The organism is Staphylococcus sp. HMSC034C12, assembly GCF_001835895.1.
Classification (GTDB): Bacteria; Bacillota; Bacilli; order Staphylococcales; family Staphylococcaceae; genus Staphylococcus; species Staphylococcus hominis.
In genome coordinates this window covers 13,495-33,431 of record NZ_KV826305.1, presented here as the reverse complement: position 1 = coordinate 33,431, position 19,937 = coordinate 13,495, and the positions used below count along the sequence as shown (strand labels likewise).

Sequence of the window (19,937 nt, the reverse complement as noted above, 5' to 3'; positions counted from 1 at the left end):
GGCTTACTCCTCTAACATAATTAAACGTGCATCACGTTGACGAATGCTTACATATTGGCCATTAATTTCAACAACGCTTGGTCCATTTAACAAGCACTTTTGTTTAATACTGATTTTACTACCTACATTTAAGCCAAAGGCGCCTAAACGATATAGCATATTTTTATTTTGAATATCAATTTGTTTAACTACATACTTTTTATCTTTTGATGCAGTGTTTACATTTATCATTCCAGTCACACTTTCTATTTGTAATTAATAATCATTCTCAACACTTAAATGATAACATTTTTCAGTTGCTTTTACAATCATTTATTTATTCATTTTTCATAAATTTTAGATATGATTCATACATTGTTTAGCGTATTTATTTTCTTTTTGGGACTATAAAAAAAGCTATGGAAAATCGAACGAATTCGACTTTCCATAGCACCTACCACTTAGTTATGTTAGAACATCTCTGATACGACTTTTTGTTCTAAGAAGTTTAATAAATAGTCAGGACTACCTGTTTTTGCGTCTGTACCTGACATTTTGAAACCACCAAATGGATGGTAACCTACAACAGCTGCAGTACATCCACGATTTAGATATAAGTTACCTACATCAAATTCATTTACAGCTTGAATCCAATGTTCACGATTGTTTGTAATGACCGCGCCTGTGAGACCATAATCTGTATCATTTGCAATATCAATGGCTTCATTAAAGTTATCGAATTTGGTGAAGCCAACTACAGGGCCAAAGATTTCTTCTTGCATCACTTGATCAGAAGATGTTAATCCTGAAATGATTGTTGGATGGATAAAGTAACCTGTTGAATCATCCACTTCTCCACCAATTTCAATTTTTCCTTCTTTACTACCAATTTCAATATATTTTTTAATTTTATCGAATTGTTTTTTATTAATAACAGGACCCATAAATGTATTATTGACAGTATTACCTACTGTTAAATCTTTTGTTAACTCAATTGCTTTTTCTAAGACTTCATCATAAACAGCACTATGCACAATGGCACGTGAACATGCTGAACACTTTTGACCGGAGAATCCGAACGCTGACGTTACAATAGATTGTGCGGCTAAGTCTGTATCTACACCTTCATCTACTACAATCGCATCTTTACCACCCATTTCAGCAATCACACGTTTTAAGAAAGTTTGACCTTCTTGCACAACTGCACTACGCTCGTAAATGCGCGTTCCTGTTGCACGAGACCCTGTGAATGTCACAAAATGTGTATGCACAGAATCAACTAAATAGTCACCAATGTCTTTAGGATCACCAGGCACAAAGTTTACCACACCTTTAGGTAAGCCTGCTTCTTCTAAAATTTCAATCAGTTTATATGCAGTAAGCACTGTGTCTTCAGCAGGTTTCAATAACACCGTATTACCTGCAACCACTGGTGCTAATGTTGTACCTGCCATAATTGCAAATGGGAAGTTCCAAGGTGGAATGGTTACACCTGTACCAATCGGTTTATAGAAATATTGATTATGTTCACCTTCACGATCTAAGACCGGTTTACCATCTGCAAGTTCCATCATTGAACGAGCATAATATTCTATAAAATCAATACCTTCAGCCGCATCTCCAACTGCTTCATCCCAAGGTTTCCCCGCTTCATATACCATGACTGCTGAAATTTCTTCTTTACGACGACGAATTATTGCTGCGACACGAAGCATTAATTCAGCACGATCTTTGTGTGACCATTTACGCCATGCGTCATAAGCCTTGTTTGAAGATTCAAATGCGTTATCTACATCGTCTTTTGTCGCTTTTGACACTTTAGCTACTAATTCAGATGTATTCGCTGGATTAATTGAATCGAATGTATCATCCTTAATGATATGTTCACCATCAATGACAATAGGAAGCGTTTGGCCTAAGCTATGTTTTACTTTTTCTAACGTTTTTTGAAATCTTTCAACATTTTCTTGTACAGAAAAATCAATACCAGGTTCATTTTTGAAAGGTACTACCATACTTCATTACCCCCTATATGTTTTTAAGTATTTAAATTCATTCTCTAACCCTTTGTTTCTTAATCATGATATTTTCTATCATTAACTTCATTTTACTATGCTTACTCCTTCATTTGCAACCGCTTACAAAATTGTTTGTTTGACCTTTTATTCAAATACTAATGTAGCCCTATCAATACACTCTATTATATAAATAATTTATAATTTAAATAAAATAAAGTATAATAATCACAACACAATTAACCGACATCTAGAAAAGGAAGTATATATATGAAAGCACTTATCACTGGTGGAGCAGGCTTTATTGGCTCCCATGTAGCAGAATATTTTATGAAACATGACACAGAAGTACATGTTATTGACAATTTAAGTTCCGGTTTTTTAAAGAATATACCTTTTGTGAACAATGAACATATTTATATTAAAGACATCACCGATTTTGAATTTGTAACACAGTTAATACAAAAAGAACAATTTGATTTTGTCATTCATTTAGCTGCTATGGTGAGTGTAGTAGAAACTATCGAAAAGCCAGAATTATCCAATCGTATTAATATAGATGCTACTGTCAATATATTAGAAGCAATTCGAACATATAATCCAAATATTAAAAAAGTCATATTTGCTTCTTCTGCAGCTATTTATGGTCATCTACCCGATTTACCTAAATCCGTAGAACAATCTAAACCATTTCCATTATCTCCATATGCTATTCAAAAGTACGCTGGAGAACAATATGCTAAGATTTATAATCATTTATATCAAATTCCTTGTACTTGTCTAAGGTTCTTTAATATTTACGGTCCTAGACAAAATCCAACATCTGATTATTCAGGAGTCATTTCTATTATGAATACTAAGTTTTTAAATCATTCAACCTTTACATTTTATGGAGATGGTGAACAAACACGTGATTTTGTTTATATCGATGATTTAATCAATGCTATATCAATTGTTCTTAATACTACTCTAACGGATGGTTTTATCTATAATGTAGGCACAGGAACACAAACAAATTTGAAAGCTGTTTTTAAATCGTTTGAAAATGGCTTTGATTATCATATACCTTATCAATTTGAAGCTCCACGTCTTGGAGATATTAAACATTCTTGTGCTGACATTACCCCACTTAAATCATTAGGTTACAAACCTAAATATAGTATTGAAGAAGGTATTACAGCTTATTTGACTTATAATAAACATAACAACATCACTATTTAATAGAAAAACGGTTAGCTTTTATTAATATGCTAACCGTTTTTTACTATTTGAGTAGTTTATAAAATTCTTTAAGTGCTAATTGATTATATTCTTGTGCGTTAAACACTTCATATTGAGATGGTTGTTTTTGAATACACTGTTCTAATGCGACGGTGATATCATCAACATCATGACTCACAAGAGTACCATATTTACCATTACCGAGTACATAGCGGTTTGCTATAATATCTGACGCGATAATATTAACTTTTAAAGTTAATGCTTCAAGTAATACCATTGATTGTCCTTCATAATGAGACGTTAAGCAGAAGACGTCTGCTTGTTTCATGATATAGTATGGATTCTTCCTTTGACCTAATAAAAAGACATGTTTTTCTAATTTCAACCTTTTTATTTGTTGTTCTAATTGAACACGGATAGGACCTTCCCCCATAATATATAACTTTGTATGCGGATGACTGACATGTACTTTACTAAATGCATCAATAAGTAAGTCGAAGCCTTTTTCAGGTGATAATCGTCCTGCAGTTACAATTTTGAAATCGTCTTCCTTAAATGGTACTGAACTTATATCTCCATTATTGATGCGTACGAGTACGGATTGGTGTTGTTTTTCAAATTTTTCAGAGTCATCTAATTTTAATTGATTGATTTTATTCAAATTAATCGTATTTCTGGAAGTGACAAATTTCTTATTCAATGATTTATCATTCATCTTCTGTTTATTTTGATCTTTAGAAGCATCGGATACACATACTAATTGATCAAATTGACTATACAGCGAGAGTACACCTTTTAAATTTTGATAATGTATTTTAACACCGTTAACTTTTCTTTTCATATCTGCTTTAATATCACTATGTAAATAAATCAATTTACGTTTTACTTTTGTTGCTAAAATTAAATTAGCCCAAAACATAGAATACCCACTAAAATCAATCGCATAGTCGAATTGGCTATGACCTAATACTTTTCGCATTTCTCTTTCGTATACTTTCTTCGGATATATCAAATGCTCTAACGTACTTTTTAATCCTCTCTGTCTTACGAAATCGATCCTATACGTTTCTTTCAATGATGCTGCTAATGGAGGTACTCTCAAAATAATTCTAACGTTCTTATTAATACTATTTAAGTTATTTAAAACTTCAAGATTTTTACTTTTATTAGTAAACAATGTAATGTCATATGTTTCATAATCGACATTTTCTAATAAATTAATGATAGACGTTGTAATACCATTATTTTTCATACCTCCAGGATAAATTAACACTCTTTTCTTAGCACAGATCTTACGTTTAGGACGCTTACGTTTACCCTCAAATAGTATGTTAATAAGTGTTTCAGTAACAGTTCCATCATCTAGATAGGTATATTGATTTTTAAAATATTGATATTTTTTCTTCACTGAATCTTCATCATATACTTTTTGCTTAATCGCTGTAATCACATCTTCAATATGATGAGCGACAGGACCAGGTAGGTCACGATTAGCAATATACATACCTCGTGATGATTGATATTCATCCAAATCTGGAGTATAGAAGACAATCGGTTTATTGGTTACTAAATAGTCAAAGAAGATACTTGAATAATCTGTAATCATTAAATCAACGATCGCTAATATTTCATTGGTATCAAAATAATCAGGAATTAAATAAGGTTTTAAACGTTTTATTTTAAGCGCGTCTTTATATAAATAAGGATGTACTTTGACTAATACTTGATAATCTAGATGATGTTTAAGTTTTTCAACTTCTTCAACGATATGATTTAAACTTGCCTCTGGTGCATTGACATCCTCGCCTCTCCAAGTTGGACAATACAATAAAATACTTTGTTCTTTACTAATATGAAGATAATGATTCAACTCGCTAATCATGTCTTTTCGATTTGAATTTAAAGTTAAATCGATTCTAGGATATCCAATTTCCAAAAATTCTCCACCATAAATATTTTCAAGTCTAAAGGCTCGTTTAAAAATCGTCGTCGTATGGTGATTAGGACTAATTAAGTAATCGCTGCTTAAAAAGTTTTTAATAATATTTTGAGAACCATATAGACTATTTTCAATGTCTAATCCCATATATTTTAAAGGTGTCCCATGCCATGTATTGATATAGATTTGCTTTGGCTTTTTAATGAAATAGGATGGAAAAGTAGAATTATTAATTAAATACTTACTCTCCGTTAATGCTTTCAAATATTCTCTTGATTCTTTAATAACAAACTCTACATTTTTATAGTGCTTAAATCTTGCTTTATAAAATAGCAATGTTTCGTTATGATCTACTACCCATATGTGTTTATATTTACGATAACGAGGTTGCTGAATTAAACTTTTAAATATTGCATATGGACTATCTGTGATACTTTTTCCATCTCTCACTTGATATAATATCTGATATTCCTTAACATTATTCTTTTTATAATATTTAGCGTAAGTCATTACTTTACTTGTATAAGCAGATTTATTTTTTCTTCGTATTGGCGTAAATAAAAAATTCGATTTACGTCTTAATTGATTTGTAAGACATGTCTTAAGTGTCATATTCATTATCCTTTCTAAGTTGCTTTTATTTCTCTTAAGTTGTTTCATTAAAATGAATTGAACGATTTCAATGATGCACATATAGTAATACACATATTCAGCACTCTACAATTATATCATTTAATTATATTATATAATAAATATTTAATTTCAATACACATTGTTATTTTATATAAAAAATCAACCTTTAAGTATACGTGTTCCTACTTAAAGGTTGGTTACTATATTATTCAAAGTGATTAGGCATATTTATTGTTTCATTTTGGTCAATCGTTCTTATCACTTTTGCTGGCACTCCAGCAGCTAAACTATTCGGTGGAATATCGTTTGTTACAACACTACCTGCTGCAATAACTGAGCCATCACCAATTGAAACGCCTGGCGTAACTGTCACACTCGCACCAAACCAAATATTACTTCCTATATGAATAGGTTTTGCCAATTCCCATCCTTTATTACGATCTTGATAATTAAGTGGATGATGTGCTGTATATAGTCCACATGATGGTCCTATAAAGACGTTATCGCCAATCGTAATGCCACCACCATCCATTAAATAACTATTGCTATTGATAAACACGTTTTCTCCAACTTTTATATTCCAACCATAATCTGTGTCAAATGGACTGCTGATTGAAAGTTGTTTCGCTTCATAGCCAAGTAATTCTTTTAAAATCGCTTGTCGTTTTTCTCTATCACTAGGTCGCGTATGATTATATTCAAAGCATAAGTCTTTAGCACGCTGTCTGTCCATTCTTAATTCCTCATCAAAATTTGCATCATACCATTCGTGTGCTAACATTTTTTCTTTTTCAGTCATTGTCTTTTCCTCTTTTCTTTCTATAAATATAAAAAGTATTCTCCCTACGGTTATACGTAGACAGAATACTTTATTATCTTCGTAAGTACTACATACTAAGACGTAATATAGTCGCCACCATTAACATGGATAATTTGACCTGTAATATAAGAACTATCTGCATAACTTGCTAAGAATACATAAGCTGGCGCAAGTTCAGCAGGTTGACCACGTCGACCCATTGGTGTATCTCCACCTTGATTTTCTACCTTATCTTCATCAAATGTTGATGGAATTAATGGAGTATAAATTGGACCTGGCGCTACACCATTAACACGAATTCCTTTTTCCATCAATGATGTTGCAATAGAACGTGTGAACGACACAATAGCACCTTTCGTTGCTGAGTAATCAATAAGATGACCAGAACCACGATAAGCCGTTACACTTGTTGTATTAACAATTGCATCACCTTTACTTAAATGAGGTACTGCAGCTTGTGTTAAGAAAAACATCCCAAAAATATTTGTTTTAAATGTTTCATTGAAATGTTCTGGTTTAATATCTAAAAAGTCTTCATTAGGAAATTGCACGCCGCCATTATTTACTAATATATTGAGACCACCAAAATCGTTAACAACATTTTCAATAAGTTCTTTTGATTGATCAGCATCTTTTAAATCATGAGAATATGCTTTTGCTTTAACGCCGATTTCTTTTAAACGATTGACAGTATCTTCAGCATCTTCATGTTCATTATAATAACCAATAGCTACATCAGCGCCTTCTTTGGCATATAAAATCGCTACTGAACGACCAATACCGGAGTCACCACCAGTAATTAATGCGACTTTTCCTTTTAGTTTACCGCCTGCTTTGTATTCTTCCATTTCAGCAATAGGTCTAGGATCCATGTCTTTTTCAGAACCTGGTTGTTTTTCTTGTGTATAACCTTTAATTTTTTTATGAAAATCTAATAAGTCCATACATCTTCACTCCTTCTTTATTTACTTAACCGTTCCCATTTCTTTAATTTTTAAAACAAAATGATTACACTTACTACTTTTGAATGATATAAAGTCCATACTACAGATGCATGAAATTTTAACATAGAATCTTTATAATATAATTAATCTAAAAATGACTCATATAGAGATAAAAAAGGAGTGTTACAATATGAAAGGCATTCTAAAGGGTATCATTACTATTCTTATCATTTTAGGGCTTGTAAAAACAGTTCAAGATCATGATTTAATGAATGAAGCTAACCAATACTATAATGAAGCTAAAAGTGGTGAACTTATACAATCTATCACTCACCCAAATTTCAATAATTTTAAAGATTTAGATTTAAGTCATTTTAAATCATCTGATTTCTTTTAATATTCATAGCTATCATGAATAAAAGAACAATATACTCATTTTATTTAGAGTAACGTTGTTCTTTTTTTATTAAGCAAGGTCATTGACTAATATACCCTAAGGGGGTATATTGAAGATGGTAGGAGGACGAAAATATGACTCAAAATCATCAAATTACCTTGAATATCATTGGTATGACATGTGCCGCTTGTTCTAATCGTATTGAAAAACGATTGAATAAAATAGATGGCGTTCATGCTCAAGTGAATCTGGCAACTGAAAAAGCAACCATTGATTATCCTAATGATCAATATGAAGTAAGCGATTTTATTGAAACGATCCAAAAATTAGGATATGACGTTGAAACAGATAAAAGTGAACTAGACGTTATAGGTATGACGTGTGCCGCTTGTTCTAATCGTATTGAAAAAGTATTAAATAAAACAACAGGCGTTAAGCAAGCAACAGTCAATCTAACCACAGAACAAGCAACGATCGATTATTATCCAGGTCAAACTGATGTTGATACGCTCATTGGACGAATACAACATCTCGGCTATGATGCTAAACCTAAACAATCAAAAAAAGAACAAGCTTCTCGTAAAGTTCAAGAATTAAAAAGAAAACGTAATAAACTCATTATTTCAGCAATATTAGCTTTTCCATTACTTTTAACTATGCTTGTTCATTTATTTAATATACCGTTACCTGAAATATTTATGAACCCTTGGTTTCAATTTATCTTAGCCACTCCCATTCAATTTATTATAGGATGGCAATTTTATGTTGGCGCATACAAGAATTTACGTAATGGTGGTGCCAATATGGATGTTCTTGTAGCACTTGGTACTAGTGCAGCTTATTTCTATAGTATTTACGAAATGAGTAAATGGTTATTAGATTCAAACACACAGCCCCACCTTTATTTTGAAACCAGTGCTGTTTTAATCACTTTAATTTTATTTGGCAAGTATTTAGAAGCACGTGCAAAATCACAAACAACACATGCTTTAAATCAATTATTAAATTTACAAGCCAAAGAAGCACGTCTTATTAAAGATGATGGAACAGAAACAATGGTTCCGCTTCAAACTGTTCAAGTTGGAGACACATTACTTGTTAAACCAGGAGAAAAAATCCCAGTAGATGCGAAAGTCATTAAAGGGACAACAACAGTAGATGAATCTATGCTAACTGGAGAATCCATGCCTATAGATAAAACCGTTGATAATGAAGTGATTGGTGCAACACTAAATAAAAATGGTGTCATTACCGTTCAAGCAACAAAAGTAGGTCAAGATACTGCTTTATCTAATATTATTAAAGTAGTTGAAGAAGCGCAAAGTTCAAAGGCACCTATTCAACGTTTAGCAGATATAATTTCTGGCTATTTCGTACCTATTGTTATTGGTATTGCCGTACTCACTTTTATCATATGGATTATCTTCGTTCATCCTGGTCAATTTGAAGATGCACTCGTTGCCATGATCTCTGTATTAGTCATTGCTTGTCCATGCGCATTAGGACTTGCAACGCCAACTTCTATAATGGTTGGTACAGGACGTGCAGCAGAAGAAGGTATCTTGTTTAAAGGTGGCGAATATGTAGAACGTACTCATCAAATTGATACAGTTGTATTTGATAAAACGGGTACATTGACACATGGTACACCAGAAGTGACTTACTTTAAAGGTGATGATACTTTATTACAATATGTAGCTTCTGCTGAAAATAATTCTGAACATCCCTTGGCAACCGCGATTGTTAAGTACGCTAAAACAAAACAGCTTACTTTAACAAATATAGAGCACTATGAAACATTACCAGGTCATGGTATTAAAGCTACAATCAATAATAAGACATTATTCATAGGCAACCGATCATTAATGTCAAATCATCATATTGATACAGCATCTTTATTAGATGAAATTACCCAAATTGAACAAAAAGGACAAACTGTCATGTTGATTGCATATGATCAGATATTACGTGGTTATATCGCTGTAGCAGACACTGTTAAATCTGAAGCCAAAGTTGCAGTTCAAGAACTAAAAGACATGGATTTACGTACGGTAATGATTACAGGTGATAACCACTCTACAGCTCAAGCTATTGCAAATGAAGTTGGTATTGATCATGTTATCGCCAACGTTCTTCCGGAAGATAAAGCTAAACATGTTGCTCATTTTCAAGATAAAGGTGAAAACGTTGCGATGGTTGGCGATGGTATTAATGATGCACCTGCTTTAGTTCAAGCAGATATTGGTATTGCCATGGGAACAGGTACTGAAGTCGCAATTGAAGCAGCTGATATTACTATCTTAGGTGGAGACATTGCCTTAGTACCTAAAGCTATTCACGCAAGTCATAAAACGATTCGAAATATTAAACAGAATCTTTTTTGGGCGTTCGGTTATAATGCTGCTGGTATTCCTATTGCTGCTATGGGCTTACTCGCTCCATGGATTGCTGGTGCAGCGATGGCATTAAGTTCTGTAAGCGTTGTAACTAATGCATTACGTCTAAAACGAATGAAATTATAAATGAATTTTAAACTTTATACTTTCATAAAAATTTAAAAAGCGTAAAATATGGGTATAGTAATTATGAAATATTCGGAGGTGACAATCAATGATTAATAAAGTCATTAAAGTAGATGGTATGAGTTGTGAACATTGTAAAAATACAATCGAATCAGCATTAGCTAAAATTAATGGTGTCAGAACTGCTGAAGTAGACCTTGATAAAAACGAAGTTCGTGTAGATTATAATGATGAACTTGTTTCAACAAAAGACTTACATGACGCTATTGAAGATCAAGGCTATGATGTTAAAGAATAATAAAAAAGTTGGAGGTAATACTCCAACTTTTTTTATTTTAATTTACCCTTAGTTTAGTCGTACCACTAGTTAAAACATCCATAGTTGCATCAAGTGCATCTACTATGAGATTTTTGACAGCTGCTTCTGTATAGAAAGCAATATGTGGTGTTAAAATAATATCTTCTCTTTTGATAAGTTGCTTTAACAGTACATCATCTATCTCTTTTCCACGATAATCACCTGGGAATAATCCTCTTTCATATTCATATGTATCTAATGCAGCCCCTTTAATTCGACCACTATCTATAACAGAAAGTAAAGCTTGTGTATCTACAATTGATCCCCTTGCCGCATTCACAAATACGGCACCTTTTTTAAAATTTGAAAAAACAACGTCATTAAACAAATGATGATTATATTTCGTAGCTGGAATATGCACGGTAACAATATCAGCTTCTTTAATTGCTTCTTCTAATGTATCTTTATAATCAACGAATTTTGCTAAAGCGTTATTTGGAAATGGATCATAAGCAACAACCTTGCTGTTATAACCTTTTCCAAAAATTTCTGCCACAATCGAACCTATGCGTCCAGTACCAATTACTGCCACAGTTAAGTCTCGGATAGATTGTGATAATATAGAAGGTTCCCAACGAAAGTCATAATTATGCACTTTATGTTGAATACGTTTTTGATACCTTACAATATTGATGGCTTGTGTAACAGCAAATTCAGCAATTGAACTTGGAGAATACGAGGGTACATTTGAGATAATGATGTCGTACTTAGTAGCTAAATCTAAGTCATACGTATCAAATCCTGCACTACGTTGTGCAATTTGCTTAATTCCATATTGTTTCAATTTCGCAAAAATCTCTTCTGAAATTGGATGTTGTTGAGATAACGATAGACCATCAAATCCTTTTACAGTATCAACTGTTGTCTCTGTTAACATTTCTTTGGTTAAATCAACATCAACATTGTTTTGTTTCGCCCACTCGTTAATATATGGTATATCTTCATCTCTTACACTCATAATTTTAATTTTGGTCATATATTGATCCTCTTCCTTCATAATTTTTTAACTATGCTTTGCTTTATACATATCAGCTAGGTCAATTAACCTACTAGCTGCTTCTTCTAACCATTTATCATCTAATGCAAGTGAGATACGCACGTAATGTTTTCCATTTTCACCAAATGGTATACCTGGAGCAACTAAAATAGATTTCTCTTTTAATAAATATTGTTCAAAGGTTTCACTATCATAACCTGGAGGTGTACGTAACCATGAATAGATACCGCCTTTAGAATGCACAAATGGTAGATGGGCTTCACTTAATTTTGCTTCAAACTTATCTCGACGCCGTTTAAATGTTTCATTCTGTTCTTCTAAAAATTCATCATAATGATTAAGTGCATACGTCGCTGCATCTTGTAACGCACCAAACATTCCAGCATTTGTATGCGTTTGATATTTCTTTAATGCTTGAATCATGTCTTTATTTCCTACTGCAAAACCCACTCGGAAACCTGACATATTATATCCTTTTGAAAGTGAGAAAATTTCAATAGCGACATCTTTACCGTGTTCTGAAGCAAGTATGCTTGGATTTTTAGCATCAAAGCCAAAAGCACTATAAGCAAAGTCGTGCACAATTTTTGTATTTGTACCTTTGAATCGTTCAATTGCTTCATCAAATACTTCTTTTGTAGCCGTTGATCCTGTTGGATTATTGGGATATGTTAAATAAACAAGCGTTGTGTTATCTAGTACTCTCTTATCTACATTATCCCAATTTGGCAAATAATCTGGAGGATCTAAATTTAATGGAACCGGATTGGCATCTGCGAGCATCACTCCTGCTAAATAATCTGTATATCCAGGATCCGGAAGTAGCACATTTTCTCCAGGATTAACAACACATGTAGGTAAAGCTACTAGTCCATTTTTTGTACCATATAAAATACATACTTCATCTTCTTTATCTAATGTCACATTGTACTGACGTTGGTAAAAATTAACAATGGCCTCTTTAAATGATTCTTTACCATGAAAGGCACCATATTTTTGATTTTCAGGAATCCGAATCGCTTCAGAAAAATGCTCAATAATACCTTCTGGTGTTTCACCATCGGGAATGCCTACTGCCATATTAATAAGTGGTAAAGGGCCATGTTCTACTTTACGTCCCATCGTTTTTCCAAAATAGCTATCAGGAATGGCTGCTAATCTTTTTGAAATAACCATGTTATTCCTCCTTAAATAAAAAGCTATATACCACTTTTGTGTGGCATATAGCTTCATGAGATATATGTCACTTATCTTTGAGGTTATTTATTATCCTCTTGGAGTTAGCACAGTACTTTATATTTATGAAGCCTGTTGCTGAAGTTTCATTGGGCCAAATCCCTTCACTTCTCTCGATAAGTTCTTACGTATTAAGTCTTATTTTAACATTACACTGATAATTGTCAATTTTCAGATTTATTTATTCTATTTCATATTTTTTATATCTTCTAACATAGCCTCTGCTGTTATTTTAGCACTTGTTAATACAATGGGTACGCCTGCGCCTGGATGTGTACTTGCGCCTGCAAAATATAAATCTTTATAATCACGGGACACGTTAGGCGGACGGTAATAATTACTTTGTGCTAAAGTAGGCATTAATCCAAAGGCTGTACCGAATTTAGCATTATAATGTGTTTCAAAATCTAAGGGTGTAAAAATAGTTTCGGATACGATATCGTTACGTAATCCTTTAAGTGATTCAATTGTTTCTGTTTTTTTGTAAATTTCATTTTTAACCTGTTCAATTATGGCTGGATTGTTCCAATCGATTTGACCTGTTTTAAGCTCAGGTACTGGCATTAAAATGTACATACTTGTTTTTCCTTCAGGAGCCAATTCCTCATCTTCAACGGAGGGGAAATAAAGATATATAGAAGGGTCTTTCGGCAATCTTCCTTCAAAGATATCGTCAATATTCCCTCTAAAATTTTCAGCAAAAATCACATTATGCAAATGAACTTTATCTTTCAAATCTCTGTTTACTCCTGCATAAATTAAAAATGCAGAACATGAATAATCCATTTTATCTATCTTTATATGTATTAAGCAAGAAATTAAAAATATTATATTAAAAAATAAAAAAGGAGAACGACATTGTCGTCCTCCTTTTTTGATAACTCGATGTCCTATCCAGTTATCTACTTAAATCTTACCACCAACCGTGACCTTGGCGGAAAGCAATTGCTGCGTCCCATGAACCATAACGTGATTTAGCATAGTTAGCCATACCTTGAGTTTGTGTAGCTACTGAACCAGTACCCCATGCTTCTTTAGTTTGACCTAAACCTCTGTAACCAATTGGGTTAACAGCATTTGGATTACCACCTGATTCAGGCATTACGATAGCATTCCAAGCAGCTTCAGTACCACCGTTAGCTAAGAATTGAGCTTTAACTGATCCACCAGTTGAAGCAGTTGAGTATGAAGTTGTTTTTGGTGCTGAGTATGAAGTTGTACGAGCACTGTAGTTATTGTAGCTAGACGTTCTTTGTACTGGAGCTGAAACAGCTTTTACATTTGAAGTGCTAGCTTGATTATTTGAACTTACTGATTGAGTTGAAGCTTGATTATAAGACTCAGTGTAGTCAGTAGTTGATTGAGCTGTGTCAGCACCACCAGTGTAAGTATAGTTCCAAGACCAAGTGTTACCATTTGAAGTAAAGTTATATTTGAAACCGTCTTTTACGAATGAAATGTTATATGCACCAGCTTGTACTGGGTGAGCATTTAATTCAGATGGGTTATTTTGAGCTAAGTCAGCTAAATGAGAATAGTTAGTTGTTTGTTCTGATGCATGTGCACTGTGATCGTTTGTTAAAGCATATCCTGTTAAACCTAAAGTTACTGCTAATGACGAAGCGATTACTGTCTTTTTCATAATAAATAATTCCTCCAAAATTGAAATATATATTTTCGTTATGTTTCGTTCTTTATTTAAGATTAATTTCTGTTTTGATTTGTTGTTTAACTTTTGACAATAGCTACTATAACACAAAATTCGTAGAATAGTATTACGCTTTTTTTACAAAAAATTACAATTAATCCATCATTTTGTAATATTGAAATATATTAAATACTTCCTGTAATATATAAAATCTATCAATATGGAGTTTATTTTTATTATAAATTAACGTTTTACAATACTTTCTTACAAAAATTACAATACTTTAACATCATTAGTAATATTACAAATTAATGTTTTGTTACATTACTGTAATATTTTTAAAGTGTAATTGGCTATTTAAATTCTTTACTTTTGATAAAAAAACAAGAGCTTGTACGTATTAAGTTTCCTTATTTATTTTTAATAATCCTTTACTCCCCAAAGTACCTTTTCACAATTACGAATAATATATTTTAGTATCTCAATACGAGAGGTTTTTTTATGATCAGCAGGGACAACAAGCCATGGCGCATAGGATGTATTTGTTTTCTCAACCATATCGTGACTTGATTCCACGTATAAATCCCATTTTTCTCTATTTCTCCAGTCTTCATCTGTAATTTTCCATTGTTTATTAACATTTTCTTGACGATCTTTAAAACGTTTTAATTGTTCTTCTTTATCTAATGTAAGGAAGAACTTTAAAATAATCGCTCCTTCATCTGTCCACATTTTCTCAAATGCGTTTATTTCATCATATGCACGTTGCCATTCATCGACAGTAGCAAAACCTTCGACACGCTCTACCAATACACGACCATACCAACTTCTATCGAATAATTCGATGTGCCCAGTTCTTGGCATTTCTTTCGCAAATCTCCATAAATAATGATGTTTTAATTCAACATCTGTAGGGGCACTAATGCCATTCACTCGATAACCCGTTGGATCTAATTTTTCTCTAATTCGTTTAATATTTCCGCCTTTACCAGCTGCATCCATACCTTCAAATACTAAAATAAGTGGAATCTTTCTATCATATAAAGCGAATTGAATTTCTCTCATACGATTTTGCAATTCCTCAATGAGCTGTTTATATTCATCTTTTTTTACTTTATCCACCTTTCTATCAAAAAGGTATGTTTTAAAATTAGAATGAAATTTACCGTCTCGCTGTTCTTCTTTTTGCTCATGCTTCTCAATCGCTGTTTCAAGACGTTTGATAATATGTTCATACATTGTTTCAATCGCTTTTTCTCTTTCGGTATAATCAATGATTTCCCATGCTTTATCATTTTTTATAAATTGACGCATGTCTTTAAGATAAATATCTGTTGAAAGTACATTACTATATTCTTGAACTTTCCAACGCGTCAATGGATTATCTTTGGTTTGTTGAATATGTTCTTGACGTTTTTCTTCATTAATTTCTATGAAAAACTTAATGATTTCATAGTGATCTCGTTTAAGCATATTTTCAAAAGAAGAAATTTGTTGTTTGAGTACATCATAGTTTTTATATTTGTCGTGTTTAATTTTATTTTCTCTATAATCTAGATAATGAGAATACCAGCTTCTAAAATAAATATTTATATCACCTTTTTTAGGTAAGGTATTCCAATATTTTTGTAAAAATTGATATCTTAAATCATCCTGTTTAGGTGACTGTGTCGCAATAAATTGTGTATACTTCGCATCTAAATTTAATAATAACTCATTAGATAAGCGCGTCTTCCCAGATGCAGGTACACCTTCAAATAATATCATCACTGGAATGCCTAGTTCATGTGTACGTCGTGTTAATTCTGCTGTTTTTAATGCTAAAGCTTCAATTTTTTTCGCCATTAACCCTTCATCCTTTTAATCTTTTTTCTATTTTATTGTAACATTATTGGCGTTTATCGTTTAAATTTAAAAATGCCTGAGACAATTCATCATGTCCCAGGCTAATGCGTTTATCCCATAAATTTGTAAATATCATTTGTAAATAATTTTAAGACTCTGCGTAAAATAACATCTAGTATAAATGCTGTTACTAAAGGTACAACAAAAAATCCAATAATAATTAGTATGATACTCATAACAGCTGAATCGACGTGTAAAAATTTAAATGCACTAATCGGCCCAATCATACCAATAAATCCAAACCCAGCAGACTCTTTTGTTCCAGCAATACCGATAAGACTACCAACTACACCAGAAACCGCTGCGGTAATCAAAATAGGTAGCATAATAATTGGATATTTCACCATATTTGGCATCATCATTTTCACGCCACCAAAGAAAATAGAAATTGGTACTGCAACACGATTTACTTGACTTGTGCCAATAAGTAAAACCGCTTCAGTAGCTGAAATACCAATTGAAGCTGAACCGGCTGCCAAACCTGTAATACCAATGGCAATAGCAATAGCTACTGTTGATAATGGGGAAATAATAATAAAACTAAATACCATTGAGATTAACATACACATCAATACAGGTTGTAATTCAGTGAAACTATTAATCATATTACCAATCGCAATATTTATAGTATGTACATATGGTAGGATGAGCACACCAATTGTAGCTGAGAGACCTCCAACAATTGTTGGATAAACAATCAATGCCATACTTCCTACACGTTTTTCAATAAGTAGAATAAATAAAACTGCAATTGCTGCAGTAATCATCGTATTGATTAGATCACCAATACCTGCAATAATCCAAGCCCCATTCTTAAATTGAGCAGCACCACTTCCTACATAAGCTGCACTTGATACGACTGCAATCGCAAGAGGAGTCATATTAAATTTAATCGCAATTAACGCACCTACTAATGCTGGTACAGTAAATTGTAATGCTTGAACAACATGTAGTAATGTTGCAAAAATAGGATGGTGATGCATAAGAGCTTTAAAGATTTCACCTAAAATGGCATTCGGTACTAAACCTACCACAATCCCAATAGCCACTCCGGAAAGTACTCTAAAAATAAAATCTCCAACGCTTATTTTTCTAAGTTCTGTTGTCATTCTTATACCTCCTATAATATTTTGTTATTGTATTAAGTAATGATAAAAAATACTATAACACATTTTCTAAATTTTCAGAATATTTATTTTATCATTTTCTTAAATTTTTCTGGTTTTATGGATATTTTAAGAATTTTGACCAACAATATGTATGTAATTTAAAAAGAAAAAACGAGTTGCTTCTATTATAATAGTTTAAAATAGAAAGAGTAATCATACTCTTTGACAACCTTCTTTGTTCGTTTAATAATTTAAAGTAATCACATTTTAAAATGAAAGGGATGTCTTTGTGCCAAGCAATAAAATGGATCCAAGAGTCATACGTACAAAACAATTACTCGTAGAAGCATTTCTAAATGTGTCACAAGAAAAAGAAATGACCCAAATTACAGTAAAAAATATTACTGACCGTGCTACTGTTAATCGGGCTACATTTTACGCACACTTTAATGATAAATATGAAATATTAGATTATTCATTATCAATGACTGTTCTTAAAGATATTAAAGAAACGTTGTCTATTTCAGAAACGCTCAATGGTCAGATTATCTCTAAATTATTTGTCTCGATAGCATATTATTTGGAAAATGTACAAAATGCTTGCAAACTCAATCGTGAGACATTTTGTAACCATGCTCATAAATGCATTAACAACGAGTTGGAAGCTATGTTTACCCTTATGTTACAACATAAATATCCCGAGCACGATTCTAGTATTATTGAAAATAGCGCAAGCTTTTTAGCCGCTGGTTTATGTGGACTGGCAAGACATTGGTTAGATACAAGCGAACTAAGTGCTGAGCAATTTATTGATCAAAACTTACCATTTTTACTTCACCATATTACAAATCTATAATTCTATAAACAACACTTACAGTCTTAATGATTGTAAGTGTTGTTTTATAGAAAAGCATGCGACTTGCATAAAATGATTATTTAGGTTATATTATAAACAACACTTGTTGTTTAGATAATAAGTGTTGTTTATATAAAGTTTAGTTAGGAGGGATGATATGTCCAAGATAGAAAATCATGAGGGTTTTAAACGTACCTTTAAAAATCATAAATTAACATTAGGTCTATCCATACCATTTGATAGTAAAAATAAAGAGCATATTGATTTTAACGAACAAGTGAAGTTTGCACAACAAGCTGAACGATTAGGATTTACAAGTTTATTCGTAAGAGATAATCCACTATATAGTCCTCATTTAGGATCTGTAACTGAAAATTACGACCCATTTGTTTTCCTAACGTATTTAAGTGCGTTTACCTCAAAAATTGCACTTGGGACCAGCAGTATTGTGGCAACACTACGTCATCCTATCCATTTAGCTAAATCAGCAGCCTCACTTGATCTTATTTCCAATCAACGTTTATTACTCGGTATGGCTACCGGTGATCGTTCTTTCGAATTCCCTGCATTTAAAGTAGATGAAAGTGCATTAACAGAACGTTATCAAACAACCATTCAATCATTAAGAGCACTTTGGCAATCACATTCTCCCAACATTTCAAATTCAATTTTTGAATTATATGAGGATTCTGGGTTACAAGTATTGCCTAAACATCATACGATTCCGATGTTTGGTACAGGCTACTCAAGACAATCCATGTCCTGGTTACAACAGCATATGGATGGTTGGCTATTTTACGCACAACCTTTTCAAGATCAAAAGAAATTAGTTGAAGCTTGGCATAGTGGTACCGACCGATTCAAACCGTTTATGAATATTCTAATGATTGATTTATCCCAAAATCCAAATGAAACCGTAAAACCGATTAAAGGTGGTTTCCGTACTGGACGTAAAAATTTACTACAAATATTAAAAGCTTATGAATCCATTAATACAAATCATATTATCTTAAGATTTACAAATGATGATCGTGATATCGAAGCACTTATAGAAGAAGTTGGAACATATATCACACCCCATTTTCCAGCTCATACCATTTAGGAGGAAAAATTAATGAGAGAATTATTAGAAAGAATTAATCAATTAGCAAATAAAGAAAAAGTGGAAAGTTTGAGTGTTGAAGAAAAACAAGAACAACATCAATTAAGACAAGAATATTTAGGAATGATTAGAGGCCAAGTCCTTCATACGTTCTCAACTATGAAAGTTGTCGATCCACTTGGTCAAGACGTTACACCTGATAAAGTGTATGACTTAAGAGAAGAATACGGCAATATTCAAAAAAACTAAAATTTTA

At 32.4% G+C, this 19,937-nt stretch carries 17 protein-coding genes, 1 pseudogene and 1 riboswitch; of the genes and pseudogenes, 7 read left to right on the top strand and 11 right to left on the bottom strand.

What is annotated here, in order from left to right:
• Positions 1-3: 3 nt before the first annotated feature.
• The gene (locus HMPREF2629_RS00785; protein ID WP_061544241.1) at positions 4-231 is read right to left on the bottom strand and encodes a FeoA family protein; all 228 of its coding nucleotides are present in this window, start codon (positions 229-231) and stop codon (positions 4-6) included.
• A 218-nt stretch (positions 232-449) separates the two neighbouring features.
• Positions 450-1,994: an L-glutamate gamma-semialdehyde dehydrogenase gene (pruA, locus tag HMPREF2629_RS00780; protein WP_070517349.1), complete on the bottom strand. Its 1,545-nt coding sequence runs from the start codon at positions 1,992-1,994 to the stop codon at positions 450-452.
• A 270-nt stretch (positions 1,995-2,264) separates the two neighbouring features.
• Between pruA and HMPREF2629_RS00775 the strand changes: the two genes are divergently transcribed.
• Entirely contained in the window at positions 2,265-3,215 is a 951-nt protein-coding gene (locus HMPREF2629_RS00775; RefSeq protein WP_048681963.1) for an NAD-dependent epimerase/dehydratase family protein, read from the top strand.
• Between the two features lie 43 nt (positions 3,216-3,258).
• Here the strand turns inward: HMPREF2629_RS00775 and HMPREF2629_RS00770 are convergent, their stop codons facing one another.
• The 3 genes from HMPREF2629_RS00770 to HMPREF2629_RS00760 all read right to left on the bottom strand — a co-directional run bounded on the left by HMPREF2629_RS00770 (position 3,259) and on the right by HMPREF2629_RS00760 (position 7,551).
• On the bottom strand, positions 3,259-5,766 hold the full coding sequence (locus HMPREF2629_RS00770) for a glycosyltransferase (RefSeq protein ID WP_049416439.1): 2,508 nt from the start codon (positions 5,764-5,766) through the stop codon (positions 3,259-3,261).
• 226 nt (positions 5,767-5,992) lie between these two features.
• Positions 5,993-6,586: a sugar O-acetyltransferase gene (locus HMPREF2629_RS00765; RefSeq protein WP_049416438.1), complete on the bottom strand. Its 594-nt coding sequence runs from the start codon at positions 6,584-6,586 to the stop codon at positions 5,993-5,995.
• 95 nt (positions 6,587-6,681) lie between these two features.
• Entirely contained in the window at positions 6,682-7,551 is an 870-nt protein-coding gene (locus HMPREF2629_RS00760) for an SDR family oxidoreductase (protein ID WP_019835151.1), read from the bottom strand.
• A gap of 190 nt (positions 7,552-7,741) precedes the next feature.
• Here HMPREF2629_RS00760 and HMPREF2629_RS00755 point away from each other — a divergent pair, with 190 nt between their 5' ends.
• The 3 genes from HMPREF2629_RS00755 to copZ all read left to right on the top strand — a co-directional run bounded on the left by HMPREF2629_RS00755 (position 7,742) and on the right by copZ (position 10,768).
• Positions 7,742-7,948: a hypothetical protein gene (locus HMPREF2629_RS00755; protein WP_070813029.1), complete on the top strand. Its 207-nt coding sequence runs from the start codon at positions 7,742-7,744 to the stop codon at positions 7,946-7,948.
• 134 nt (positions 7,949-8,082) lie between these two features.
• Positions 8,083-10,470, top strand: a complete 2,388-nt coding sequence (locus tag HMPREF2629_RS00750; RefSeq protein WP_049416435.1) for a heavy metal translocating P-type ATPase — start codon at positions 8,083-8,085, stop codon at positions 10,468-10,470.
• Positions 10,471-10,558: 88 nt separating this feature from the next.
• Positions 10,559-10,768: a copper chaperone CopZ gene (gene copZ / locus HMPREF2629_RS00745; RefSeq protein ID WP_049419633.1), complete on the top strand. Its 210-nt coding sequence runs from the start codon at positions 10,559-10,561 to the stop codon at positions 10,766-10,768.
• A gap of 37 nt (positions 10,769-10,805) precedes the next feature.
• Here the strand turns inward: copZ and HMPREF2629_RS00740 are convergent, their stop codons facing one another.
• The 6 genes and pseudogenes from HMPREF2629_RS00740 to HMPREF2629_RS00715 all read right to left on the bottom strand — a co-directional run bounded on the left by HMPREF2629_RS00740 (position 10,806) and on the right by HMPREF2629_RS00715 (position 17,723).
• Positions 10,806-11,804 (bottom strand): D-lactate dehydrogenase, encoded by a 999-nt coding sequence (locus HMPREF2629_RS00740; RefSeq protein ID WP_017175089.1) that lies wholly within the window; start codon positions 11,802-11,804, stop codon positions 10,806-10,808.
• Positions 11,805-11,831: 27 nt separating this feature from the next.
• Positions 11,832-13,001 carry an aminotransferase class I/II-fold pyridoxal phosphate-dependent enzyme gene (locus HMPREF2629_RS00735; protein ID WP_017175090.1) on the bottom strand — a complete coding sequence of 390 codons (1,170 nt, stop codon included), beginning with the start codon at positions 12,999-13,001 and terminating at the stop codon, positions 11,832-11,834.
• A gap of 68 nt (positions 13,002-13,069) precedes the next feature.
• Positions 13,070-13,184: riboswitch (SAM riboswitch) on the bottom strand.
• Positions 13,185-13,247: 63 nt separating this feature from the next.
• Positions 13,248-13,859, bottom strand: a pseudogene (locus HMPREF2629_RS00730) (phytoene desaturase family protein); the annotation flags it as partial.
• 115 nt (positions 13,860-13,974) lie between these two features.
• Positions 13,975-14,703 (bottom strand): aggregation-promoting factor C-terminal-like domain-containing protein, encoded by a 729-nt coding sequence (locus tag HMPREF2629_RS00725; RefSeq protein ID WP_054105900.1) that lies wholly within the window; start codon positions 14,701-14,703, stop codon positions 13,975-13,977.
• Between the two features lie 426 nt (positions 14,704-15,129).
• Positions 15,130-16,554 carry a phosphate--AMP phosphotransferase gene (locus tag HMPREF2629_RS00720; protein WP_049416426.1) on the bottom strand — a complete coding sequence of 475 codons (1,425 nt, stop codon included), beginning with the start codon at positions 16,552-16,554 and terminating at the stop codon, positions 15,130-15,132.
• A 110-nt stretch (positions 16,555-16,664) separates the two neighbouring features.
• Positions 16,665-17,723 (bottom strand): PTS sugar transporter subunit IIC, encoded by a 1,059-nt coding sequence (locus tag HMPREF2629_RS00715; RefSeq protein WP_019835156.1) that lies wholly within the window; start codon positions 17,721-17,723, stop codon positions 16,665-16,667.
• 289 nt (positions 17,724-18,012) lie between these two features.
• Here HMPREF2629_RS00715 and HMPREF2629_RS00710 point away from each other — a divergent pair, with 289 nt between their 5' ends.
• From HMPREF2629_RS00710 to HMPREF2629_RS00700, 3 genes are all read left to right on the top strand, one after another.
• Positions 18,013-18,579 carry a TetR/AcrR family transcriptional regulator gene (locus tag HMPREF2629_RS00710; RefSeq protein WP_019835157.1) on the top strand — a complete coding sequence of 189 codons (567 nt, stop codon included), beginning with the start codon at positions 18,013-18,015 and terminating at the stop codon, positions 18,577-18,579.
• Positions 18,580-18,736: 157 nt separating this feature from the next.
• Positions 18,737-19,681, top strand: a complete 945-nt coding sequence (locus tag HMPREF2629_RS00705) for an LLM class oxidoreductase (RefSeq protein ID WP_054105901.1) — start codon at positions 18,737-18,739, stop codon at positions 19,679-19,681.
• Positions 19,682-19,693: 12 nt separating this feature from the next.
• Positions 19,694-19,930: a DUF896 domain-containing protein gene (locus tag HMPREF2629_RS00700; RefSeq protein ID WP_054105902.1), complete on the top strand. Its 237-nt coding sequence runs from the start codon at positions 19,694-19,696 to the stop codon at positions 19,928-19,930.
• Positions 19,931-19,937 lie beyond the last annotated feature (7 nt).